This is a genomic window from Aerococcaceae bacterium zg-252 (assembly GCA_016237705.1).
In the GTDB taxonomy this organism is placed as follows: Bacteria; Bacillota; Bacilli; order Lactobacillales; family Aerococcaceae; genus Globicatella; species Globicatella yangjingiae.
Window position 1 is genome coordinate 1,922,704 of record CP066204.1, and the last position, 20,715, is coordinate 1,943,418.

Here is a 20,715-nt window from a genome sequence, read left to right on the forward strand (position 1 = left end):
GATATTAAGGAGTGAATAGAATGATTCATCAAACATTATTTAATAACCTACCCACCTTTGAAACACCCTATCCTCAACTTCCTTATATCTATACAGATGATGATTTTATGCCTTTTACTAAATTAAATGACCCAGCAAATTTGTTTGACTTTTCGACTATCTTAGCAAGGGCTGGTCTACCCTCCAATGCACAACTGGCTCTGTTAATTCACGAACTAACAGAACCAACTCACTTACACTATCATGATTATATTGAAGTATGTTATGTCGCTAAAGGTCGTTTACTACACATTCTTGGTCATGAGCCAATTATCATCAATGAAGGGAGCTTATGCATTATTCCAAAAAACCGACAACATTTATTAGCCCCTTTAGAACAAGCCGTGCCTCTAGTGATTAACATATTGATTCATTCTGACCTTTTCCATAAAATCAACCAATTATCACAGCCACTAACAATACTAGAATCAGATAATAACTTACTTACCGCTATTACATTATCTGATATCAATGCTGAAGTTTCTTTTCAGAACTTTATTACGAACTATATTCAACATAATTTTAATAACCATTTGTCTGTTATTGCCTCGCTGATTCAATTTTTATCCCAATTACAAGATTTGAATCATCCAGCTAATTCATTTTCACACAGTTCGTTAACAGCTAACTGTCTGCAACTAATTCAAGCAAATCCAGCAACTGTCACGCAAACATATTTAGCAGATACCTTAAGCTTTAGCCCAAGTTACTTATCACGATATATAAAAAAAGCAACTGGCAAAACTATCTCTGAACTAATATCAGAAGAAAAATTACGGCTAGCACAAAACTTACTAACTACGACATCACATTCAATTACTGACATCGCCTATCAAGTCGGTTACTCAAGCGAAAGTCATTTTTTCAGATTATTTAAACAACGCTATGGTATAACACCTAAACATTATCGTAATTTAATGTCAAAATAAGCTATTTATTGCTATTACAAATCAGAAAGATATTAAAAAGAAGCTGGGCAAAAAGTTCTTACTTTCTACCCCAGCCCTACTGTTCTTTGTATTTCAAATCTCTATAACCGATTAATCGCATAAACTAAAATATCTTCTGCAATTAAATAATTTTTCTCAACTTGAGCTAGTATTGTTTTGATACCAACTTTAAATCCCTCTGCTTTTTCAAGGACAGCCATATGCTTAGCCATTTTTGCATTCGGGCTTGCTGAATGCTTAATTTCAATTGGATATAACACACCCGAATCTTCAATAATTAAATCAATTTCTTTCTTATCTTTATCACGATAAAAATAAATTGGATAGTGGCTCTTACCTTGATTACTATACGATTTCAAAATTTCAGACACACAATAATTCTCTAAAATCGCACCTGCAAATGCACCGTTCTGCAATGTTTGAGGCGTCGTCCACCGCCCAAGATATGCGACTAATCCTGTATCAAAAAAATATAAAACAGGGGCTTTCGTTACACGTTTTAACTGATTATTAGAAAAAGTATTAATAATGTATACCATACCACTTGCTTCTAATATTCCTATCCATGATTTGATCGTTTTTTGGTCAACTCCAACCTCCTGAGCAATACTCGCATAATTTACTTCTTGACTAGTTCTCGCTGCTAAAACTGAAATAAACTGATTAAAAATATTTAAATCTTGGATTGCCGTTAACTGTCTCACATCTCTTTGAATAAAAGTAGATAAATAACTCGCATGGTACATTTCCCAATCCACATCTGGTCGATGATATAATTCTGGCATTGCTCCTCGATGAATCATATTCCATACTTCAGAATAATCTACTGCTGTTTCCTTTTCTTTGATTGCAGTAACAGACGGTTTAAAAGATTCTACCTCTGAATTTCCTATAATCTCTTGTGTCGATAAAGGCTTTAATTCCATAATACCTACCCGTCCTGCTAAACTCTCGCTTACATTTTGCATAAGTGAAAAAGTCTGTGAACCTGTTAGTATAAAACGTCCTACCTCATCAGTTGAATCAACGATTCGCTTAATCTCAATAAATATTTCGGGGCATAATTGCACCTCATCAATAATCAACTTCCCGGGATGATTAATAAAGAACAATTTAGCATCTGATTTCGCTAAGCTCAATTCGTTAATATCATCAAATGTGATATACTCATACTCTTCACCATACAAATACTTCAGCATAGTTGATTTTCCTACTTGTCGTGGTCCGGTAACTAAAACAATCTTAAACGTTGAAACTAATTTTTTTACGAGACTTTCAGCTGTTCTTTTTATATATGCCATTCTATCCCTCCTTATTCCGATTAGCTCGAGTTTGCTAAATCTACACTTCAGAAATCACTTCTGCATGCTACTCATGCATCAATATCTCAAGCCAAAATACTCTCATCCACATTATTTTTTTCTTTTTAAAACTAATATACCTCACAAATCTATTTTAGGTAATTTCCCATACTTTTTCAACAAAAAAACCGTCCAAAATGGAATTCAATTCCAGATTGGACGGGTTTTTGTCAGAAATCTTACTTTCTACTTAATAAGCTTGATATTAATAAAAGTGGCTAAAAATTAATAGTTATTTTATCCTATTTATGCTCGATTATTTCACATATAAATGCATTGGATAAGTAGCATATTCTGTTGTTGGAGCTTTTTCACAAGTTACAAAACCTGGTTCAGCTGCCAATACACTTGGAATACGGTTCACAATTGTACCACATGTTAACGCTACTGTATCTGGTTTTTTCAATGTGAATTCCATATCTGGTTCGCCTGTAATATACCAATCACACATATCTCCGTCCTCAGGACGGTATACTTTACCAATACATTCTACTTCCAATTCAATGCCTTGGTAAGTTTTCACAACTGTCACAGCTGACATACCAGTTGATTGTCCAGCAGGAATAACACGACCTAATGTTTCAGAATGAATATCTTCTTCTAATGTATAAGGAACACTCTTTTGAGAAATAGACGAAATTGTCCAATTCATTTTTGAACAGATTGCTTCAGCCGCATTCCACATATATGAAGGGAAACTTTCTTTTGAAGCAATTTCTTTATCAAATTTGTCCAAATCATAACCTGCACCATGTGCTTCAGCTAAAGCTAAACCATAGTCTTCCACATTATAAGACACAATACCTTTAATTTTCTTCACTTGATTCATACCTGCTAACATTAAGCATGGCATATTAATCCAGTAGATATCTTGCATACCTGATCCCATAATCGTAACGCCATTTTCTTTAGCAATGCGATCTAGACGATTTGTTTCAGCTGGTGATGTATTCCATGGATAGATTGCTTCCTCACATGTTGTAATCACATTGACTTTATTTTTCAACGCCAATTCAAAAAATTCATACGTTTCAGGCATATAAGAGAAAATTGTTACGATAGCTATATCCGCTTGACAGCTATCAAATACTGCTTGAGCATCATTTGAAATGACTACACCTGTCTTATAACCTAATTCAGCAAAATCACCAACATCTTGACCTACAATTGCTGGGTTGCTATCAATTGCCCCTACAATTTCAACGCCGTGCTCTGCTAAATAACGAAAGATGACTTTCGACATTTTTCCACAACCATATTGAATTGCCTTTACTTTGTTTAATGCCATTTGAAACACTCCTTATTTGTATTTTTTATCACAATTGAAGTATAATGTCTATAGTAACTATAGAGTCAAGGAGGGTTTTGGAATTTGGATAATTTATTAAAAATAGGAGAATTTTCCCATATTAACAATATTTCAATACAAACTTTAAGATATTACGATGAAATAAATTTACTAAAACCTTATAAAGTTGATAAATTCACAAATTATCGCTATTATCACATCAACCAATCAGCTTTAATCGATACTATTCAATATTTACGACAACTGGATTTTTCTATTGAACAAATAAAACATATTTTAACCGATGAAAACCCAAATCGTATTTTGAATGAAATCAAATCTCATGCAGACCAATTGATTCAAGAACATCAAAAATTAACTCAAAAATTAAAGGAATTAGATTTATATCAACAATCAGCTCAGTTATATATTGAGTATAATCATTGTCCGCAACTTACTTTCGAATATTTACCTAAGCGAGAAGCACTTACCTACAAACTAGACAATAATATTTATCAAATGAATGATGAAGGCTATGAAAAAAGCTTACGAGCATTTAAAAACACATTAGTCAATGAGCAAATTATTCCGGCGCCTTTTATGCGAATTGGTACTATTATGGAACAACACCATTTTTGTGACAAACATTGGTACTCCAATACAATGTTTATCATTAACGATCAATTAAGTCCCACTAAAAAACTCATATCGCACCATTTTCCAAAGGCTCTTTATGCAATTAGCTATTGTCACTCGTTTAATGAGGAATTACAGTCGCTTAATCATTTTTATCAAGCTATTAAAAAAGCCGGCTATAAAATAACCGGTGACTATATTTGCGAAGTGATTTATGAACACCCTAATTTAACGGAAAATAAACGCCATATGTTTATTCGTCTACAAGTGCCAGTGAAAAAGATAGCAACGGATTAATCCTCTCCATGAAACTATGCGACAATTCAATAACTGTCTGTATTGTTCAAAAAAGTATATATTTAATTATTATTGTAGTAGATTCGAATTTACTTTTTGATAAATATTCACCTTGACCATGCCTTCTTTAAACTGAGAGCGTGGTCTTACTTCTTGTTTTATTAACTGAAAATTATTTTTTGCAATAACTGCATTACTACCCAGATTCTCCACCTCAGCTTCAATGAAAATCTTGGAATACCCCAATTCAAATAAGTAATCAGTGACAACTGAACATGCCTCTGTCATGAAACCCTGATTCCAATATTTTTTACCTAGGGCATAACCAATCACTGGAAATTCGTCCCAATACTCTACAATATCAATCATACCCATTAATTCAGCCGTTTCTTTTAATTCAATACCATAACGAACTGTCTGCTCATCTTGGTAAGCTGCTAACCACATATCTAGTATTTGTTGCGTAACATCAATCGATTCATGTGGATTCCATGTTAAATATTTAGTCACTTCCGCATCATTCGCCCAGCCATAGTAAATTTTTGACACATCGTCTTGTCTTAACTTTCTTAGTCGTAATCTTTCTGTTTCAAGTTCTTTCATTGGGGAACCCTCCTCGTATTCTCATTCTGTTTGAATGTCTTGACAGTCACTGAGCAAAACTGTTGAAACGCTCTGACACTTCTACGCCCTCTACTCTGGTGCTTCAAGACTGTTCATCCGTATCTACTTTATTTTTCAGTTTTTTTGTAGTATAACACTACGTTGATGGGCTGACAATATGATTTTGCTTTGATTGGTTTTCATGAGACAAATGTAAGGTTTGACAGTGATTTGTTTGTGATGGAATATCGGTGCCTCTTAATTAATTGCATTGTATCCAGTAGGGCATAGGTGCCCCTTGACGATGCTTGTTTCCTTTATAACGTGATGCATTTGTCCCTTGACTGATTTTATATTCGCTTTTTATTCCAACAAATGCATCTAAGAATGCGATTTCCCAAAATCTCTCCTTTTCGTAAATTGTTTAGCAAAACTTTACACTACATTAAAATATATCTGATTCTCAACCATTTTGTGAAATGTTACACTAATGATAAAGGAGGCATTTATCATGAAAAAATTAACAGATAAAATTACTTTACGCCGTGGTGCAACACTCAATTCCCGTATTATCCAATCCCCGATGCTAACAAATAGTGGTTTGGATGAAAAAGTCACTGAAGACACACTTAAATATTACGGTGCTCGCTCTCAATCTGCTGGCATGGTCATTGTAGAATATACTAGTGTAAGTTTAAATGGTGGTCCTTCACGTTCTTGGGCTAAAGACCGTGAACAATTAGCTATTTATAACGACAGTTTTATTGAGGGTCACGTAGAATTAGCTAAAAATCTTAAAAAAGATGGCAATAAAGCCATTCTTCAATTAGTACACTCAGGACGTGAAGCGCAGTATCGTCATGTATTAGGCGGTCGTGTAGAAGTCCCTTCTGTATTAGATTTTCCTTGGATTGATTACCCACTCCATGAATTAACAGAAAATGAAGTATGGCAAATTGTCAAAGATTTTGGTTCAGCTACAAAACGTGCAATCGAAGCAGGCTATGATGGTGTTGAAATCCACGGTGCAAATCATTATTTACACCAAGAATTCTTCTCTGCTTTCTCAAATAAACGAACTGATTACTGGGGTGGCAGCCTAGAAAAAAGAATGAATTTTGCTATTGAAGTTGCACGAGAAGTCTTCAAGGTGGCAAACGATTTAGCACCAAAAAATTTCATTATTGGATACCGGATTAGTCCCGAAGAAATTCATGGCGAAAACATTGGCTATACATGGCATGAATCTACTCAGCTCATCGGTAAATTAACCGAACTATTCGAATTTGATTATATTCATTTATCAACCAATGATTATACAAAAACTCCAGCTGATTCTGATAAAAATTTTGCTGAGCTATTCCAACCTAGTGTCAAAGAACCTGCTCTATTAATGATTGCTGGAAATATTTTGACCTATGAAAAAATGAATGACGCTTTAAATTACGTGGACCTTGTCAGCTTAGGCCGCGCAACATTAATTGACCCTCAGATTGCCTATAAATTATCCAATGGTAAAGAAGATGAAATCTATACTGAGTTTAATGAAGAAAGTGTTAACAATGCTCACTTAACACCAGGATTGATTGATTTATTAGCAAATGCCGAATATTTTGGAGTCCCTGGTATAAAATACTTACAGACACTCACTACAACAAAACTAGATGATGTCGTAACACATGACGGTACACAATAATCGTTTCATCGCATAATAGTCAAAATCGCAAAAAACGGGTTTTATCCGTACTTTTGCGATTTTCTCTTTTATTCAATGTTGCGCATTTCCGCTTCTATGGCTCGACTAATCTCATTTAATAAACGTCTTGTTTCGTCGGATAATGTTTTATTCGCGTTCGTCAACCAACCCATTTTAAAATTATCATTTAAAATATGGCCGATATCAATTGTCTGCAGATTTTTTATTTTATCATCATTTGATAGTTGACTCTGTACCACTCTCGCAAAACAAATTGTATTCAATTGATTGATTGCTTCTTCCATTGCCCAAGCATCATCAACTCTTAGCACCCGTACAAGCGGCCCGCACTGAAACTGTAATCGTTCAAAAATCGCATCATGCAACTTATCATTAAATAGACAAAATTTCTGAGTTTTTAAATCGGCTATCGTTATTTTTCGATTTAAATGTGCAAGTGGATTATCAAGGCTACATAAAATCACCAATTTACTGTCAATAACCGGCGTAAATGTCATATTCTTTAACAGTTCCTCGTCATAACTATTAACAGCTATAAAACCAGCATCAATAGTTTGATTCGTTACATTTTCAACAATTGTGTCTAATTCATGGCAACTAATGTCTAACGAAATTTGTTGTTCTTGGTATTGTTCGATAAACACATCTATAAACGGCCGTAACATTGTATTCATATATTGAATCACAATCGGTTTTATATTTTTGGGATTCGAAATGGCTTTTGCTAAATTCTCAAGGTGATTTTTTGCCTTTAAAATTTCTGACATAGCAGCGAGCAATTGTCTTCCTTCTGGTGTAATAATTGTCCCCTTAGATGAACGATTAAATAATTTTATGCCTAACTCATCTTCTAGCTGCTGAATAGATAAACTCAAACCAGGTTTCGTTATATGTAATACTTCGGCTGCTGCTTGCATTGAACGATATTGGGATAATACTTCAACATGTAATAATTGCTCAAAGTTCATATCGCACCTCCAACCCTTTATAAGTCCACTTTACTGTATTGTTGGGGTAAAAGCAATCATTCACACCACTTATAATATTTCTCCTTCATTTAAAAGCAAATAATCACTCTGGACTTCAATCAGCATATATTAGTATACTTACTGCACTGTCTCTTTAATAACCACATTCATCTATTAAAATTACCCGATAACATTCTTCCCTGGCAATAATTCAATGACCTCTCCTGTCTTCAGTACAAACTTAGCGTTCGTTCTCACTGGTACAGTTACCGTCGTTTGATAGGCATCATTTATTTTCTCCCACCGAACGGATATCTCCCCATTCGCTGTCATCAGACTACCTTCTACCCAATCTAAATGACTCGTATAATGTGGTTTAATCATATACATTGCTGAGTCGTCATGCACTTCTGGTAAATTAATACCTAACAACTTTTCAATAATAAAATCTTCAACTGCACCGTAAGCATAATGATTCATCGAATTCATGTCAATCCCACTAATTTTACCGTCAGGCAGTATTGAATCCCAACGTTCCCATGTTGTTGTCGCACCCATATTCACCTCAAAAAGCCAACTTGGTGCTAATTCTTTAAATAATAACTGAAACGCCTCTTTCTCAAGTCCATTTTCTAACAAAGCATGGGGCAAAGCAGGTGTCCCAGCAAAACCTGTCGTTAAAAATCCGTCATGCTCTGCCATATTATTTGCTAAACGCTGAGTTAAATCCTCTCTTGCTGCTTCATTAGGATACAATTTGTACTGCAATAACAAACTCAATCCAGTTTGACTATCAACACATGTTGGTATTTCTTGTCCACCAAAGTGTTTAGCCATTCCTTGTCTAATTTGCTCTACTTCGGATTGTAATGTTACAGGTTTTAAATTCAATTTATTATCAACAAAGTAAGTTTCAATAATAGCTTTTCGTATCTCTTCAGCTAATTGTCGATAACGATTCACCCTGCTATCACTTAATATCTCTAATGCTTTTGCTGTATAATCTGCTGAAATATAATAATAAACAGATGCAACTAAAGCTGAATCAGTCGCTCCAAAAACTGACCCTTTGATACCAGAATCTAACGCTAACCAATCTCCTAGTTGCCACCCGAAATCCCAGAGCCGTCTTCCACCACGTGCTTCATCTTGTTGATAAATATAATCCACCCAGTCAGTCATTGCCTCAATATGGTGAGATAATAACCCTTTATCTCTAAAGTGTTTATAGAGCGTTAGTGGCAGAACCGTACTTGCGTCTCCCCAGATTGCAGCACCCGCACTTGTTAAAAATGGATTTAATCCCTCTCTTGGTGCAATTTTCGGATAAGGTGCAAAAAATGGCACTGCTCCTCCTAATTCTTTTTGCTCCAACCGTAAATTAGTCATAAAATGCCCTAAAAATGCTCGAGTTTCCATATTATAGGAAGCTGTATTCGCAAACACTGTAATGTCGCCAGTCCAACCCATACGCTCATCTCGCTGTGGGCAATCTGTTGGAATACTCAAGAAATTATCTTTTTGACTCCAACGAATATTACTTAATAATTGATTCAACTTCGTATGCGAAGAATTAAAACGGAAAGTTTCGTCCATTTCACTATGCAACACTTGAGCATTAAAATGAGTAGCTTCTTCCTCTGTTAACCCCTCTACTTTTACATAACGAAAACCGAAAAATGTAAAATGTGGCCGTATCACTCTATCCTGGTCATTATGCAGTAGTGTAAAAGTTTGTTTGGCTGTTCTGAGATTTTCCGTATAAAACTGACCGTCTTGTAAAATTTCGCCAAATTGGAAAGTCACTCGCTCTTTTCCAGCAGGTAATAAACCTGTTATCCACCCCGTAATCTCTTGACCAAAATCTAAAATCAGATTATTCGCTGCATCTCGAAAAATCTTAGGCGTCAATGTTTCCATAACACTCACCGGCAAATCCATACGAGCTGTCAAAAGATTTTTAGTATCTTGTAAAATCATTGGAGTTAAAGATTTTTCCTTAGCTGAAAAATCAATCACTTCACCGTCATAAATAGAATTGTCTTGAATAATAGAACTTGTAACTGTCCAACTATCATCAGTAATGAATACTTCTTGACTGTTATCAGTGTAGGTGACATGTAATTCAGCAATGAGTTTTTGCTTATCACCATAAATATTTTCAAAGCCACCTTCAAATATAAAACGACCGCGATACCAACCATTACCCACGATAAAGGTTAATTGATTATCTGATTTCAAATCATTTGTAATGTCATAAGTTTGGTATTGATTAATTAAATCATAACTATGGTAGCCGGGATTAAGATATTCTCGTCCTACCTTTTGTCCATTTAATTCAATCTCATATAACCCTAACCCTAGAGCATAAAGACGTGCTTTTTGAGCTGGTTTTGATAACTGAATAGTTTTAGAAAAATTAACACTTGGAAGAGTCTCTTCTTCATATGAAATCCATTCTCCTAGCCAAGATTCATCTTCTTTAGCCGTTTCAAATCGACTTATTTGCGAACAATTTCCTGCAGATACTCTCCAATAATAACAAGTATATGGTTCTAAAAAATCACGAGCCGTTGTTAAAGTATTAAACGTATTATCCGTCTTTTCTGCCCATACAATTTCATCAAACTGCAAACTCTTTGATACTTCAACCGTAAATTCTAAATCATCTATCGGTTCTTCTGCACTGAATTCCCACGAAAAAGTCAAATAATCATACTGATAGCCAAGTGGTTCTTTAACACCATTCACTTTAAGATTATGAATTTTCATGTCGAAGTTCCTCCAAAATAGTATTTTGACAAAATGGATTAATCGGTGAAATACCTTTAAACGTTGACTCACCTACCACTTTTTCAATCGTTGCCTCAATGAAATGATTATAATTACAGTAACTATTGACAACTGTATCCACCATTGGTAAATCATAAAGATGATACGGATTCCCTAAACTAATCAAAGCTGTCGGCAACTCTTTCACAAACCAAGGCAAATTATTCCCTAAACCAAACAGAGTATGCCAATTAATACGTGCAACGGTTTGATTACTTGCATTTTCAATATTCGCAACATAAAGAACCGCATCATACTTGGCAGTAAATCCTGCTACTGTATCTAAATCATAAAAATTCGTTTCAGGCTCATAGATTGTCACTTCAAAGCCTCGTTTTTCTAGTTCTTCAGTTACTTTAGCCGTCACACGAGCATTAGAATCAAAGCCACCTAATATTTGAACTAACAGACGTTTATGCACTGCTACTTTTAATGGGAATAACTGTTGCGTATCTTTAACTAAGGTCACTGAACGGTCAGCCAAATCTTTTTGCTCCTTAGAAAAATCTTCAAATTGTGCCGTACCATGATGCACTCCTTTATGAAGACCTAATGAGGCTTTTGCTGCTAAAATGCGAGTAACGGCTTCGTCCAGACGTTCGTGCGTCAATATACCATTAGCTAGCCCGTCTTTCATAAATTGAAAATCTTCTTCTAAAACACGATTAAATAATAGCATATCGCAACCAGCTTGAATGGTATAAGGAACTGCTTCACTTCGCTTCATTGCTGCACCAAAACCAACCATTGGTGTCGCATCAGTAATCGTTAATCCATTAAATCCTAATTCTTCTCGCAATAAATTTTGTAAAAGTTTAGAGCTAAGCGTCGCTGGCATTTCATCTCCTGTATAAGCTGGTAAGGCAATATGCCCAATCATGACTGCCTTAGAACCAAAGTCAATTAATTCTTGATAGACTCTACCAAATGTTTTCTTCCATGCTTCAACGGATAATGAATTAATTGAAGTTAATAAATGCTGGTCACGGTCATCTACACCGTCTCCAGGAAAATGCTTAATTGATGTCATCAAGCCATTATCATGAAATGCTTGAATATATGCTTTACTGCTTTCAATAACATGTTCTAATTGACTACCATAAGTTCTGACATTCGTAATCGGATTTTTAAAATTATAATCTACGTCAACAACCGGTGAAAAGCCCCAATTAACACCGACTTCTTTACCGGCTCTAGCAGCAATTTTTCCAAGCGTATAAGCATCTTCAGCATTACCGGTTGCAGCTACAGCCATTTGACGACCGAAAGCTATCCCTTCAAACGCTGCTCCGTTTCCTCCGTCTTCTAAGTTAGCAGTAGTCAATAACGGAACCTTGCTGTGCTCTTGCATATATTTATACGTTTCATGCACTTCAGACGCTTCACCCGGTCTGAAAAATAGCCCTCCAATACCCAGTTGCAATAAATGGTTTAAATATTCCGGCTCTTTACTATAACCAATTGGCAAAAATAATTGTCCAATTTTTTCATCTGTCGACAATTCATTTAATGTATTTTCTACCCATGTGATAGCCTCATCATCTAGGTAAAATGGATTTGTTTTTAAATTCAAAGGTTGTTCCTCCTATTCTGGTTAGCTCAGGCAGGCTCAACATCCACTTCAGAAAATCCCTATGTGCGATACTCGCTCTCCGGTATTTTCTTCCAGTGGTTTGAGCCTAAACGCCCTCGCTCACACTATGTTCTATTCTGGTTAGCTCAGGCAGGCTCAACGTCCACTTCAGAAAATCCCTATGTGCAATACTCGCACTTCGGTATTTTCTTCCAGTGATTCAGTTTAAGCCGCTCATTGTTTCCTATTGATTAATAAATTAAGGAGAGAGCCTAGCTTCTCTCCTTTTTTAGTTTACTAAGCATTATCACTACCCGTTAAACGAGATTGAATATCTTTCAAAATTTCTGGCATTTTATTATCTAAATCATAGAAGAACATTAATACAATCGTGATAACTGTAAAAATAATCGGAATGTATGCAAAAATTGCCTTAATTGAAAATAATGCCGCTGCTGTTTGTGTTGGTGCTTTCGCTACATAACCAGCCATTGCCATAATAATACCTAAAATCCAACCACCAAGTCCAGAACCAACTTTTTCACCAAAAGTAGCGGCAGAGAAAATTAAACCGTCTGAACGAATACCTGTTTTCCACTCACCGTAGTCTGCAATATCCCCTAACATCGCAAATCCTGCCACTGCACTCGGAGCAGTTCCTAATCCACGAATAATCAGTCCGACACAAATCATCGTAAAGTCAGTTGGGAACAATGCCAAAATAATAAGTCCTACTAAAATAACAAAACTCCCTAATAACATCACATTGCGTTTAGACATTTTCGCCATAAAAATCGGAACAATAAAACTTCCTGCAATAATTGGTGCAAATGATAGCATACCTAACAATGCTACTTTACTAATATCTCCTAAAATCCACTGTGCATAAAAGATGTTAATGCCACCCAAACCAGCATTGATGAAACTAATAAGCATTGACAAAATCATAATAACCCAATATTTATTTTTTAAAAGTGCCTTAATATTATCTGAAGTCGAAACTTTTTGTGCTCTATCTGCACTTAATGCTTCGCTACTTTCAAGAACACGCTCCTTAGAATTGCTATACAGTAGTGTTAATAAGACAATTGAAAGAAGTGCAAATACAGCTGCCATTTTAGTCCATGAAGATGCATCTGTTACTGAACCAAAACTTTCTACAATTTTTAATACTGCACCGTTAACAGCAAACGCACCTACAAAACCAAAAATTGTTCTAGAAGTAGATAGAAATCCACGTTCTTTAGGGTCAGAAGTTGTTGTTCCAATCAAAGTATTATAAGGAACCATTGTAAAAGTATAGACCCCTGCCAAAGAAATTACATAAGTCACAAAAGCATAGATTGCTTTCATTCCCTCAGGTAAAAATGCCGGAGACGTAAAAAGTAAAATAAGTGCTAACCCATACGGTAAAATCATACGCTTAATCCAAGGTCTTGCTTTACCCGTAGCTGTTGCTGTTCGGTCAACAACCGCTCCAGCAACTAAATCTGAAACTCCGTCAAACACCCTAGCGAACAAAAGAATCGTTCCTACTACGCCAATTGTCAACCCCACGACATCTGTGTAAAAATAAGTTATAAATCCATTCGCAGTTGTAATCATTAAATTCGCTGCTAAATTTCCAAATCCAAAAGTTACTTTTTCACTCAAAGATACTTTGGATGATACACTTTTCTCTTTTAACATATTCTATTCCTTTCTGTTATGGCTCACATATTTTTAATACATAGCTTAACTTGAAGATTCTGCTAACACTTCGAAACTTCTATTTTCTTTCACTACTTTCTAAGCAACTTCTGGAATCCCTTGCCTTTAAATTGTTCAACATAAATGATAAAAAGCAAATGAATCTTATACCGAGATTGTTCGAAATAATCATTTTGAATTTTAATTATAATTTCAGTATCTAACTAAAAATCGGTACCAAAATTACTTGATTAATGTTAATCTCTTCAAAAAATTCAGCAGCTTTATTATCATCACCTGATAATTATTTTTATTGACCAATTTGTATTTAATCGCCAAAATATCCATTAGCTCGCTCAATTTTTATATTCTATCTGCCTCCTTACCTGTAACCGTTTCACAATTTTATTTTATAATATTGCTTCTTTTTTACAATGCACTTATTTTAAGATATAATGTACTATCTACAGCTATATTCTGGCAGTTAGCACACATTCACGACAAGAAAGGATAAAGCATGAATCTTAACGAACTAGAAATATATCTACATCATATTAATGTTTTTGAAAAGAAGCAGAGAGATACCGGAATATCTATCAATGATTTCCCAACATTAGGTACTTCCTACTCGGCTTATGTCGACCCTACTTATAATATTATTCGATTCCCTAAGGAAGCTTTTTTTACAGATAATCAAAAAATATTTATCAATCAACATAATCGTTTTGCTCCTATGATTGAACATCTACATGATTTTATTGAAATGACTTATGTATATGCAGGTAGCTGCACTCAAGTTATTCATGGCGAAACTGTCATTCTTCCCCAAGGAAGTCTATGTGTACTAGATAAAGATGTGCCACATTCTATCCACCCACTAGGAGAAGAAGATATATTAATCAATATTCTCATCAATGAAGAAACATTTTCTTCACTCTTTTTATTTCAATTACAAAATGAAGCTAGTTTAATCTCAAATTTCCTTGCCGATGCTTTTAACAAACAGGCAAGTCATGACCAATATATGATTTTTGATACCAATTTAAGCGAACATTTTCATCAACAAATACAACTCTTTTTAGCAGAATATTGGTCCTATCAAAATAAACGTGAAACTTTCCTAGACCATTATATGCAGCTCATATTAATGGAATTAATTCGTATCTTTCGTACCAATAATCTTTCCATGCATCGTGATGCCACTTTTGATTACGGAAAAATTTTGACTTTTATCGATGAAAATCATCAAAATTTAAAACTCCAAGATTTATCCAAAGTATTTGGCTATAACAGCAATTACCTAAGTAATATGCTCAAAAAATATATTGGCAAAAGCTTTCAAGAAATATTACTTGAGAAACGTTTATTAATTGCATCAGACTTGCTCCGTAATACAAATTTTTCGATTGATACAATCGCTAGTGAAGCCGGATTTAACAATACGAGTTATTTTTTCCGTCAATTTAAAAAATATTATCATTGCACACCGAAAGAATTTCGCAAGAAATCTTGATGCTTTTGCATATAGCAAAAAATATTTAAGCTGTGATATACTTGTCATCAGAAATCTTAAATAGCAATCATATAAAAACTAGTCATTCGATTGCTATTACTTATATTTTTAGAAAAGAGGTTTTAATCATGAAAGGTGCTTTATTTGATTTAGACGGAGTCATTGCAGATACAGCTGTTTACCATTTTGCTGCTTGGAGAAATCTTGTCAAAAAACATTTTAATGCCGAACTGCCTGATGAGTTAGAAGAAAAAACTAAAGGGGTTAGTCGTGAAGATTCATTGAAAGTCATTTTAGACTACCTCAATATCGAACTAGACGAAGATGTATTTGATAATTTAGCTGAAGAAAAAAATGATGCTTATGTCAAAGCGTTAGATGCATTGACTGAAAAAGATATTTTACCTGGAATTTCCCAGCTGCTTATCGAACTTAAAAATCATAGCGTTAAATTAGCACTAGCTTCTGCTAGCAAAAACGGTCCCCTTATTTTAGAAAAACTAGGGTTATCCAATCAATTCGATGCTATTGCTGACCCTAGTAAAGTTGCTAATGGAAAACCTGCACCAGATATCTTCCTAGCTGCTGCTCACGCTTTAGGACTAAATCCAGCTGATTGTATCGGAGTGGAAGATTCAGTAGCTGGTGTAACAGCGATTAACGCTGCTGGTAGTGTATCCATTGCGACTGGTGGTTCTGAACTCGACCACGCTCATAAACGTTTTGACAGTACTGCCGACTTGAATTTCAAAGAAATAGAAGACGCTTGGGTAGCATTTCATAAATAATAATGTTCTAAATTCCATATAGCATTAAAGCTGGGGCAAGTAATATATCCAATTGGGATGGATTGCTTTTCCCCAGTTTTGTAATATTTATTCCCCTCACTCACCAACAATTGATAAAGTGCACCTAGTAAATTAGCATCATTCCCCATCGCACATAATTGTATATCAACTGGCGTAATCATTGGTTTAATAAACTCTAACTGATTTAATATCTTATTATATTGACGCTTTATTTCTTCTAAAACAATCGGCTGGGCAATGATACCTCCACCAATCACTACACGTTCCATATCAATCACAGCTTGCACATTATAAACGAGATAAGCAATGTGTAAGCAATAATTTTCAAATATAGGACAGATACGACTATCTTTCTTATTAATCGCTTCAAATACAGCAACACCATTTCTGGTATCTTCTATCTCTAAGTCTGTTGCAATTTTTTTCAATCATCCTAACTGCAGAACCATAAACACCAGTCAAATTCTGGGGTAAAAAGGCTTCACTTGGAATAGTCATAAAACTCAATTCACCAGTTTGAAAATGTTGGCCTTGTAGTAATGCTCCGTCACAAATGATACCACCACCAACACCAGTTCCCAAAATCATCGCCAATCCATTTTGAACACCTTTCAAATTGCCCTGCCATAGCTCAGCTAACGCTGCTGCTTTAGCATAATTAATGACTGTTGCTAATAAATCGAATTTTGATTGAATATGATTAGGGAGATTCAATTCATGTAAAAATGGCAATGAACCATCAAAATAGATGACACCGTCTTTACTATCTACTTTTCCAGGGCAACTAATCGCAATCCCACTAATACGGGCATGATATTTCTCCACAATGCTATCAATAACTGTTAAAAAATCAGTTAAATTATCGGGAGTCATCTGTTTTGATTTTTCAGAGAGTTGCCCCTGTTGATTGATGATTGCATACTTAATTTGCGTGCCTCCAATATCAATACTCAAATAATCTTTTATTGTCATGTTAATGCTCCTTTCAAAAATCTTTATTAACGGCATTTCATCTAGTTAACACTTCGAATAAAACACCTACATCGCTATCCATTTAACTTAATGAACTCGCTAATAGTCAACCAAAAAAGAAAACGTATCCAATATCTGTGGTTCTTATGTTTCCTCCACTCCTAGCATGCTATCTATATTTTATACTGTATTTAGTACAGTTATTTTTCACAAAAATAATCTGTTTGGCTTTATTATTTTTTCAATCATTGCTAGAATAGTGAAGTAATAAAACTACTCACTCGAAAGGAAGACAAAGATGTCATTTAAGAGTACACTTGCACATTCTGCAGGTAAATTGACACGATGGGCATTGACTACTTTTACACGTGGAGGCAGCAGCTTGCCTGGTAAAGTCGCAACTACTATCGACCCAAATATATTAAGTTATTTAGCAAAAGATTATCATGTCATTATCATTACAGGTACCAATGGAAAGACCTTGACGACTGCTTTGACGGTTCAAGCACTGCAAACAACATTCACCCATATTATTACCAATCCAACCGGCAGTAACATGGCACAAGGTATCGTTAGTACCTTTTTATCAGCTCCCACCTTACCAAAAGGTCAAAAAGGGATTGCTATTTTAGAAGTTGACGAGGGATCACTCAAACACGTGGTGAAACATTTACAACCAATCGCATTTGTCCATACTAATGTCTTTCGTGACCAAATGGATCGTTACGGCGAAATTTACTCTATCTATCAATTGATGACAGATGCAGCTAAACAAGCACCGAATGCAACAATTATTGCCAATGGCGACTCACCTTTATTTAATTCAGTGGAATTACCAAATCCACGTATTTATTTTGGATTCGATTACAAACCTGACCATGAAGTGACACCACACTATAATACAGACGGTCTATTATGTCCACACTGCCACAAGATTTTGCAGTATCAGGCCTTAACTTATGCTAATCTCGGCAAATATTATTGTGCCCACTGTGATTTTAAACGTCCTGAATTAACTTATAAAATTACTGAATTAAACGAATTAGCCTTAACACATTCACACTTTAATATTAACGGACATTCATTCCGTATCCCAGTTGCAGGACTTTATAATATTTACAATGCTCTCGCTGCATACAGTGTCGCATCTTTCCTAGGTGTCAAACCGGACGCAATCGCTCAAGGTTTTGCTGGTGCTGGACGTGTCTTTGGTCGCCAAGAAATTTTTGAGATTGACGGTAAGAAAGTATTATTAAACCTTGTAAAAAATCCAGTAGGACTTAACCAAGTACTCGAACTGATTGGTTTAGACAAAAATCCATTTACATTAGTCAGCATTTTAAATAATCGTTATGCTGACGGAACTGACGTTAGTTGGATTTGGGACGGTGACTATGAACAAATTGTTGAGTTTCCAATTGAAAAAGTGATTACTTCTGGTATGCGTGCTGACGAAATGACATTACGTCTAAAAGTTGCTGGTATCAATCCTGACATCATCACACAAGTAGATACCCATGATGACATCATTCAACGTATTCAACAAACTGATACTGAATACGTCCACATCTTAGCAACTTATACAGCAATGTTAGATTTGCGTGATACATTGATTAAACGTGGTTATCTCAAAAAATAATTCACCCTGTTAAGAAACTTGATACTCTCATTATTATCAAGGCATTACTAAACTTAGCTATTTTATAGAAACGAGGTCATTTATGACAAAAACACTACGCATCTGCCATTTATATGGTAACTTACTTAACACCTATGGTGATAATGGTAATTTATTAATGATTCAATACTATGCTCGTGAAAAAGACTATCATGTTGAAACCACTATGGTTAGCTTAGATGATTCATTTAATGCTGATGATTTTGATATTGTCTTTTTCGGTGGTGGACAAGACTTTGAACAAAAAATTATTGCCCAAGATTGCCAACGCTTAATTCCAGAATTAACACGCTATATTGAATCAGACGGTGTTCTGCTTTCAATTTGTGGGGGATTTCAAATGCTCGGTCAATATTATACAACGGCTGATGGCGAACAAATTAAAGGACTTGGCATTTTGCCACATTATACTGAACGTCAAATTAATAGCCGTTTTATTGGTGATATCGAAATTTATGACGAAGTGAATCAGCAAACTTATTACGGTTTTGAAAATCACAATGGTGTCACTCATTTGACCGACCAATTACAGCCTTTAGGACGTGTCTTAAAAGGAAACGGTAATAATGGTGTGGATAAAACGGAGGGTGTCCACTACAAAAATACCTTTGGCTCTTATTTCCATGGCCCTTTACTTGTTCGCAATGAATGGTTAGCTCGCCACATTGTTGACTTAGCTATTCAACAAAAAGAAAAACAATAGTATTCGCACAAAAAGCGAAAAACACCTGCCGGCACAAACCAGCAGGTGTCTATTTGTATATAGTCTAGCCAAACAACAAGTCCATTAATTCTTCTTGTGTCACACGACCAAAATATTTATTCACATCAATATTTTCAAACGCAGCTAAAAAGTCTTCTTTTGTAAAGCGGACATCAATTAAAGCATCTTCAACGTCTTTAATATCCCCTAATCCAAAGAAATCACCATAAATTTTAGCTGAACTTACTTTTCCGGCTACAACATTGAAACGGAAATCAACGAAACCAAAGTCAAATTTCTTACTTTTCTCAATATCAAATGCTGGCGATTCGCCGTAATTCCAATCCCAATTACCAAAACGTTGCTCACGAATTTCATAAACTTTTTTCCAATCTTCTTCCGTCAACATATATTGTGGTACTTCTTCTTTTGATTGCACACCAAAAATTTCTAACAATAACACATCACGAAATTCTTCGATTGATAATGATTTATATTCATCGTTCACATACGGTGCAATATTCGTTACACGAGAACGAACTGATTTAATCCCTTTAGATTCGATTTTTTCTTTGCGTGGTTTCAAAGCATTATTTACTTCATCTAAATCTGAATTAAATAAAATAGTACCATGGGCTGTCATACGACCGTCTTTTGCATACATCGCATTGCCGGAGAACTTCTTACCGTCAATCAATAAATCATTACGTCCTTGTAATTCAGCACCTGTTGCACCTAATTTATGTAAGGCATCAATCACCGGTTTTGTAAAACTTGCAAAATCACGAAACGAGCCGTCATCATCTTTAATAAAGCAGAATGAGACATTTCCTAAATCATGATAAACCGCACCACCGCCAGACATACGACGTACAACTTGTATACCATGTTCATCTAAATAAGGCTGATTCACTTCTTCAATCGTATTTTGGTTACGCCCAATAATAATTGACGGTTTATTAATATAAAACAATAAAATCGGTTCGTCTACTAATTTATTTTCAACAAGATAAGTTTCTAATGCAATATTGACACTTGCATCATAATTATTTCCATTGTCAACAAAAATCATTTTATACACTCCTTA

The 20,715-nt window shown here is 35.1% G+C and carries 15 protein-coding genes and 1 pseudogene; 7 read left to right on the forward strand and 9 right to left on the reverse strand.

The window, feature by feature from the left end; all coding sequences use genetic code 11:
• Positions 1–20 precede the first annotated feature (20 nt).
• Positions 21–968: a helix-turn-helix domain-containing protein gene (locus JDW14_09060; GenBank protein QQD65408.1), complete on the forward strand. Its 948-nt coding sequence runs from the start codon at positions 21–23 to the stop codon at positions 966–968.
• Between the two features lie 101 nt (positions 969–1,069).
• Here the strand turns inward: JDW14_09060 and JDW14_09065 are convergent, their stop codons facing one another.
• Positions 1,070–2,290: an ATP-binding protein gene (locus JDW14_09065; protein QQD65409.1), complete on the reverse strand. Its 1,221-nt coding sequence runs from the start codon at positions 2,288–2,290 to the stop codon at positions 1,070–1,072.
• Positions 2,291–2,606: 316 nt separating this feature from the next.
• On the reverse strand, positions 2,607–3,638 hold the full coding sequence (locus JDW14_09070; protein ID QQD65410.1) for a dihydrodipicolinate reductase: 1,032 nt from the start codon (positions 3,636–3,638) through the stop codon (positions 2,607–2,609).
• 84 nt (positions 3,639–3,722) lie between these two features.
• Between JDW14_09070 and JDW14_09075 the strand changes: the two genes are divergently transcribed.
• Entirely contained in the window at positions 3,723–4,571 is an 849-nt protein-coding gene (locus JDW14_09075) for a MerR family transcriptional regulator (protein QQD65411.1), read from the forward strand.
• Between the two features lie 69 nt (positions 4,572–4,640).
• On the opposite strand, the gene JDW14_09080 is transcribed toward JDW14_09075, so the two are convergent.
• Positions 4,641–5,174, reverse strand: a complete 534-nt coding sequence (locus tag JDW14_09080) for a GNAT family N-acetyltransferase (GenBank protein QQD65412.1) — start codon at positions 5,172–5,174, stop codon at positions 4,641–4,643.
• A gap of 511 nt (positions 5,175–5,685) precedes the next feature.
• Here JDW14_09080 and JDW14_09085 point away from each other — a divergent pair.
• Positions 5,686–6,870 (forward strand): NADH-dependent oxidoreductase, encoded by a 1,185-nt coding sequence (locus JDW14_09085; GenBank protein QQD65413.1) that lies wholly within the window; start codon positions 5,686–5,688, stop codon positions 6,868–6,870.
• Between the two features lie 68 nt (positions 6,871–6,938).
• On the opposite strand, the gene JDW14_09090 is transcribed toward JDW14_09085, so the two are convergent.
• The 4 genes from JDW14_09090 to JDW14_09105 form a co-directional block, all read right to left on the reverse strand.
• Positions 6,939–7,859, reverse strand: coding sequence for a LysR family transcriptional regulator (locus JDW14_09090; GenBank protein ID QQD65414.1), 921 nt, complete (start codon positions 7,857–7,859; stop codon positions 6,939–6,941).
• A gap of 180 nt (positions 7,860–8,039) precedes the next feature.
• Positions 8,040–10,631 (reverse strand): family 78 glycoside hydrolase catalytic domain, encoded by a 2,592-nt coding sequence (locus JDW14_09095; GenBank protein ID QQD65415.1) that lies wholly within the window; start codon positions 10,629–10,631, stop codon positions 8,040–8,042.
• A complete protein-coding gene (locus tag JDW14_09100; GenBank protein QQD65416.1) occupies positions 10,618–12,264 on the reverse strand; it encodes a glycoside hydrolase family 3 protein in 1,647 nt (548 codons plus the stop codon). Before JDW14_09100 ends, JDW14_09095 begins: the two co-directional genes overlap by 14 nt.
• A 297-nt stretch (positions 12,265–12,561) precedes the next feature.
• The gene (locus JDW14_09105; protein QQD65417.1) at positions 12,562–13,953 is read right to left on the reverse strand and encodes an MFS transporter; all 1,392 of its coding nucleotides are present in this window, start codon (positions 13,951–13,953) and stop codon (positions 12,562–12,564) included.
• Between the two features lie 517 nt (positions 13,954–14,470).
• On the opposite strand from JDW14_09105, the gene JDW14_09110 reads away from it, so the two are divergent.
• Together JDW14_09110 and pgmB are read left to right on the forward strand one after the other, a co-directional pair.
• The gene (locus JDW14_09110; protein ID QQD65418.1) at positions 14,471–15,466 is read left to right on the forward strand and encodes a helix-turn-helix domain-containing protein; all 996 of its coding nucleotides are present in this window, start codon (positions 14,471–14,473) and stop codon (positions 15,464–15,466) included.
• A gap of 128 nt (positions 15,467–15,594) precedes the next feature.
• Positions 15,595–16,254 (forward strand): beta-phosphoglucomutase, encoded by a 660-nt coding sequence (pgmB, locus tag JDW14_09115; GenBank protein QQD65419.1) that lies wholly within the window; start codon positions 15,595–15,597, stop codon positions 16,252–16,254.
• Here pgmB and JDW14_09120 read toward each other — a convergent pair.
• A pseudogene (locus tag JDW14_09120) lies at positions 16,245–17,247 on the reverse strand (ROK family protein). The gene pgmB and the pseudogene JDW14_09120 overlap by 10 nt on opposite strands.
• Positions 17,248–17,545: 298 nt before the next feature.
• On the opposite strand from JDW14_09120, the gene JDW14_09125 reads away from it, so the two are divergent.
• The gene (locus JDW14_09125; protein QQD65420.1) at positions 17,546–18,886 is read left to right on the forward strand and encodes a Mur ligase family protein; all 1,341 of its coding nucleotides are present in this window, start codon (positions 17,546–17,548) and stop codon (positions 18,884–18,886) included.
• 82 nt (positions 18,887–18,968) lie between these two features.
• Positions 18,969–19,628, forward strand: coding sequence for an adenosylcobyric acid synthase (locus tag JDW14_09130; GenBank protein QQD65421.1), 660 nt, complete (start codon positions 18,969–18,971; stop codon positions 19,626–19,628).
• Between the two features lie 64 nt (positions 19,629–19,692).
• On the opposite strand, the gene JDW14_09135 is transcribed toward JDW14_09130, so the two are convergent.
• On the reverse strand, positions 19,693–20,700 hold the full coding sequence (locus JDW14_09135) for a lipoate--protein ligase (GenBank protein ID QQD65422.1): 1,008 nt from the start codon (positions 20,698–20,700) through the stop codon (positions 19,693–19,695).
• Positions 20,701–20,715: the final 15 nt, after the last annotated feature.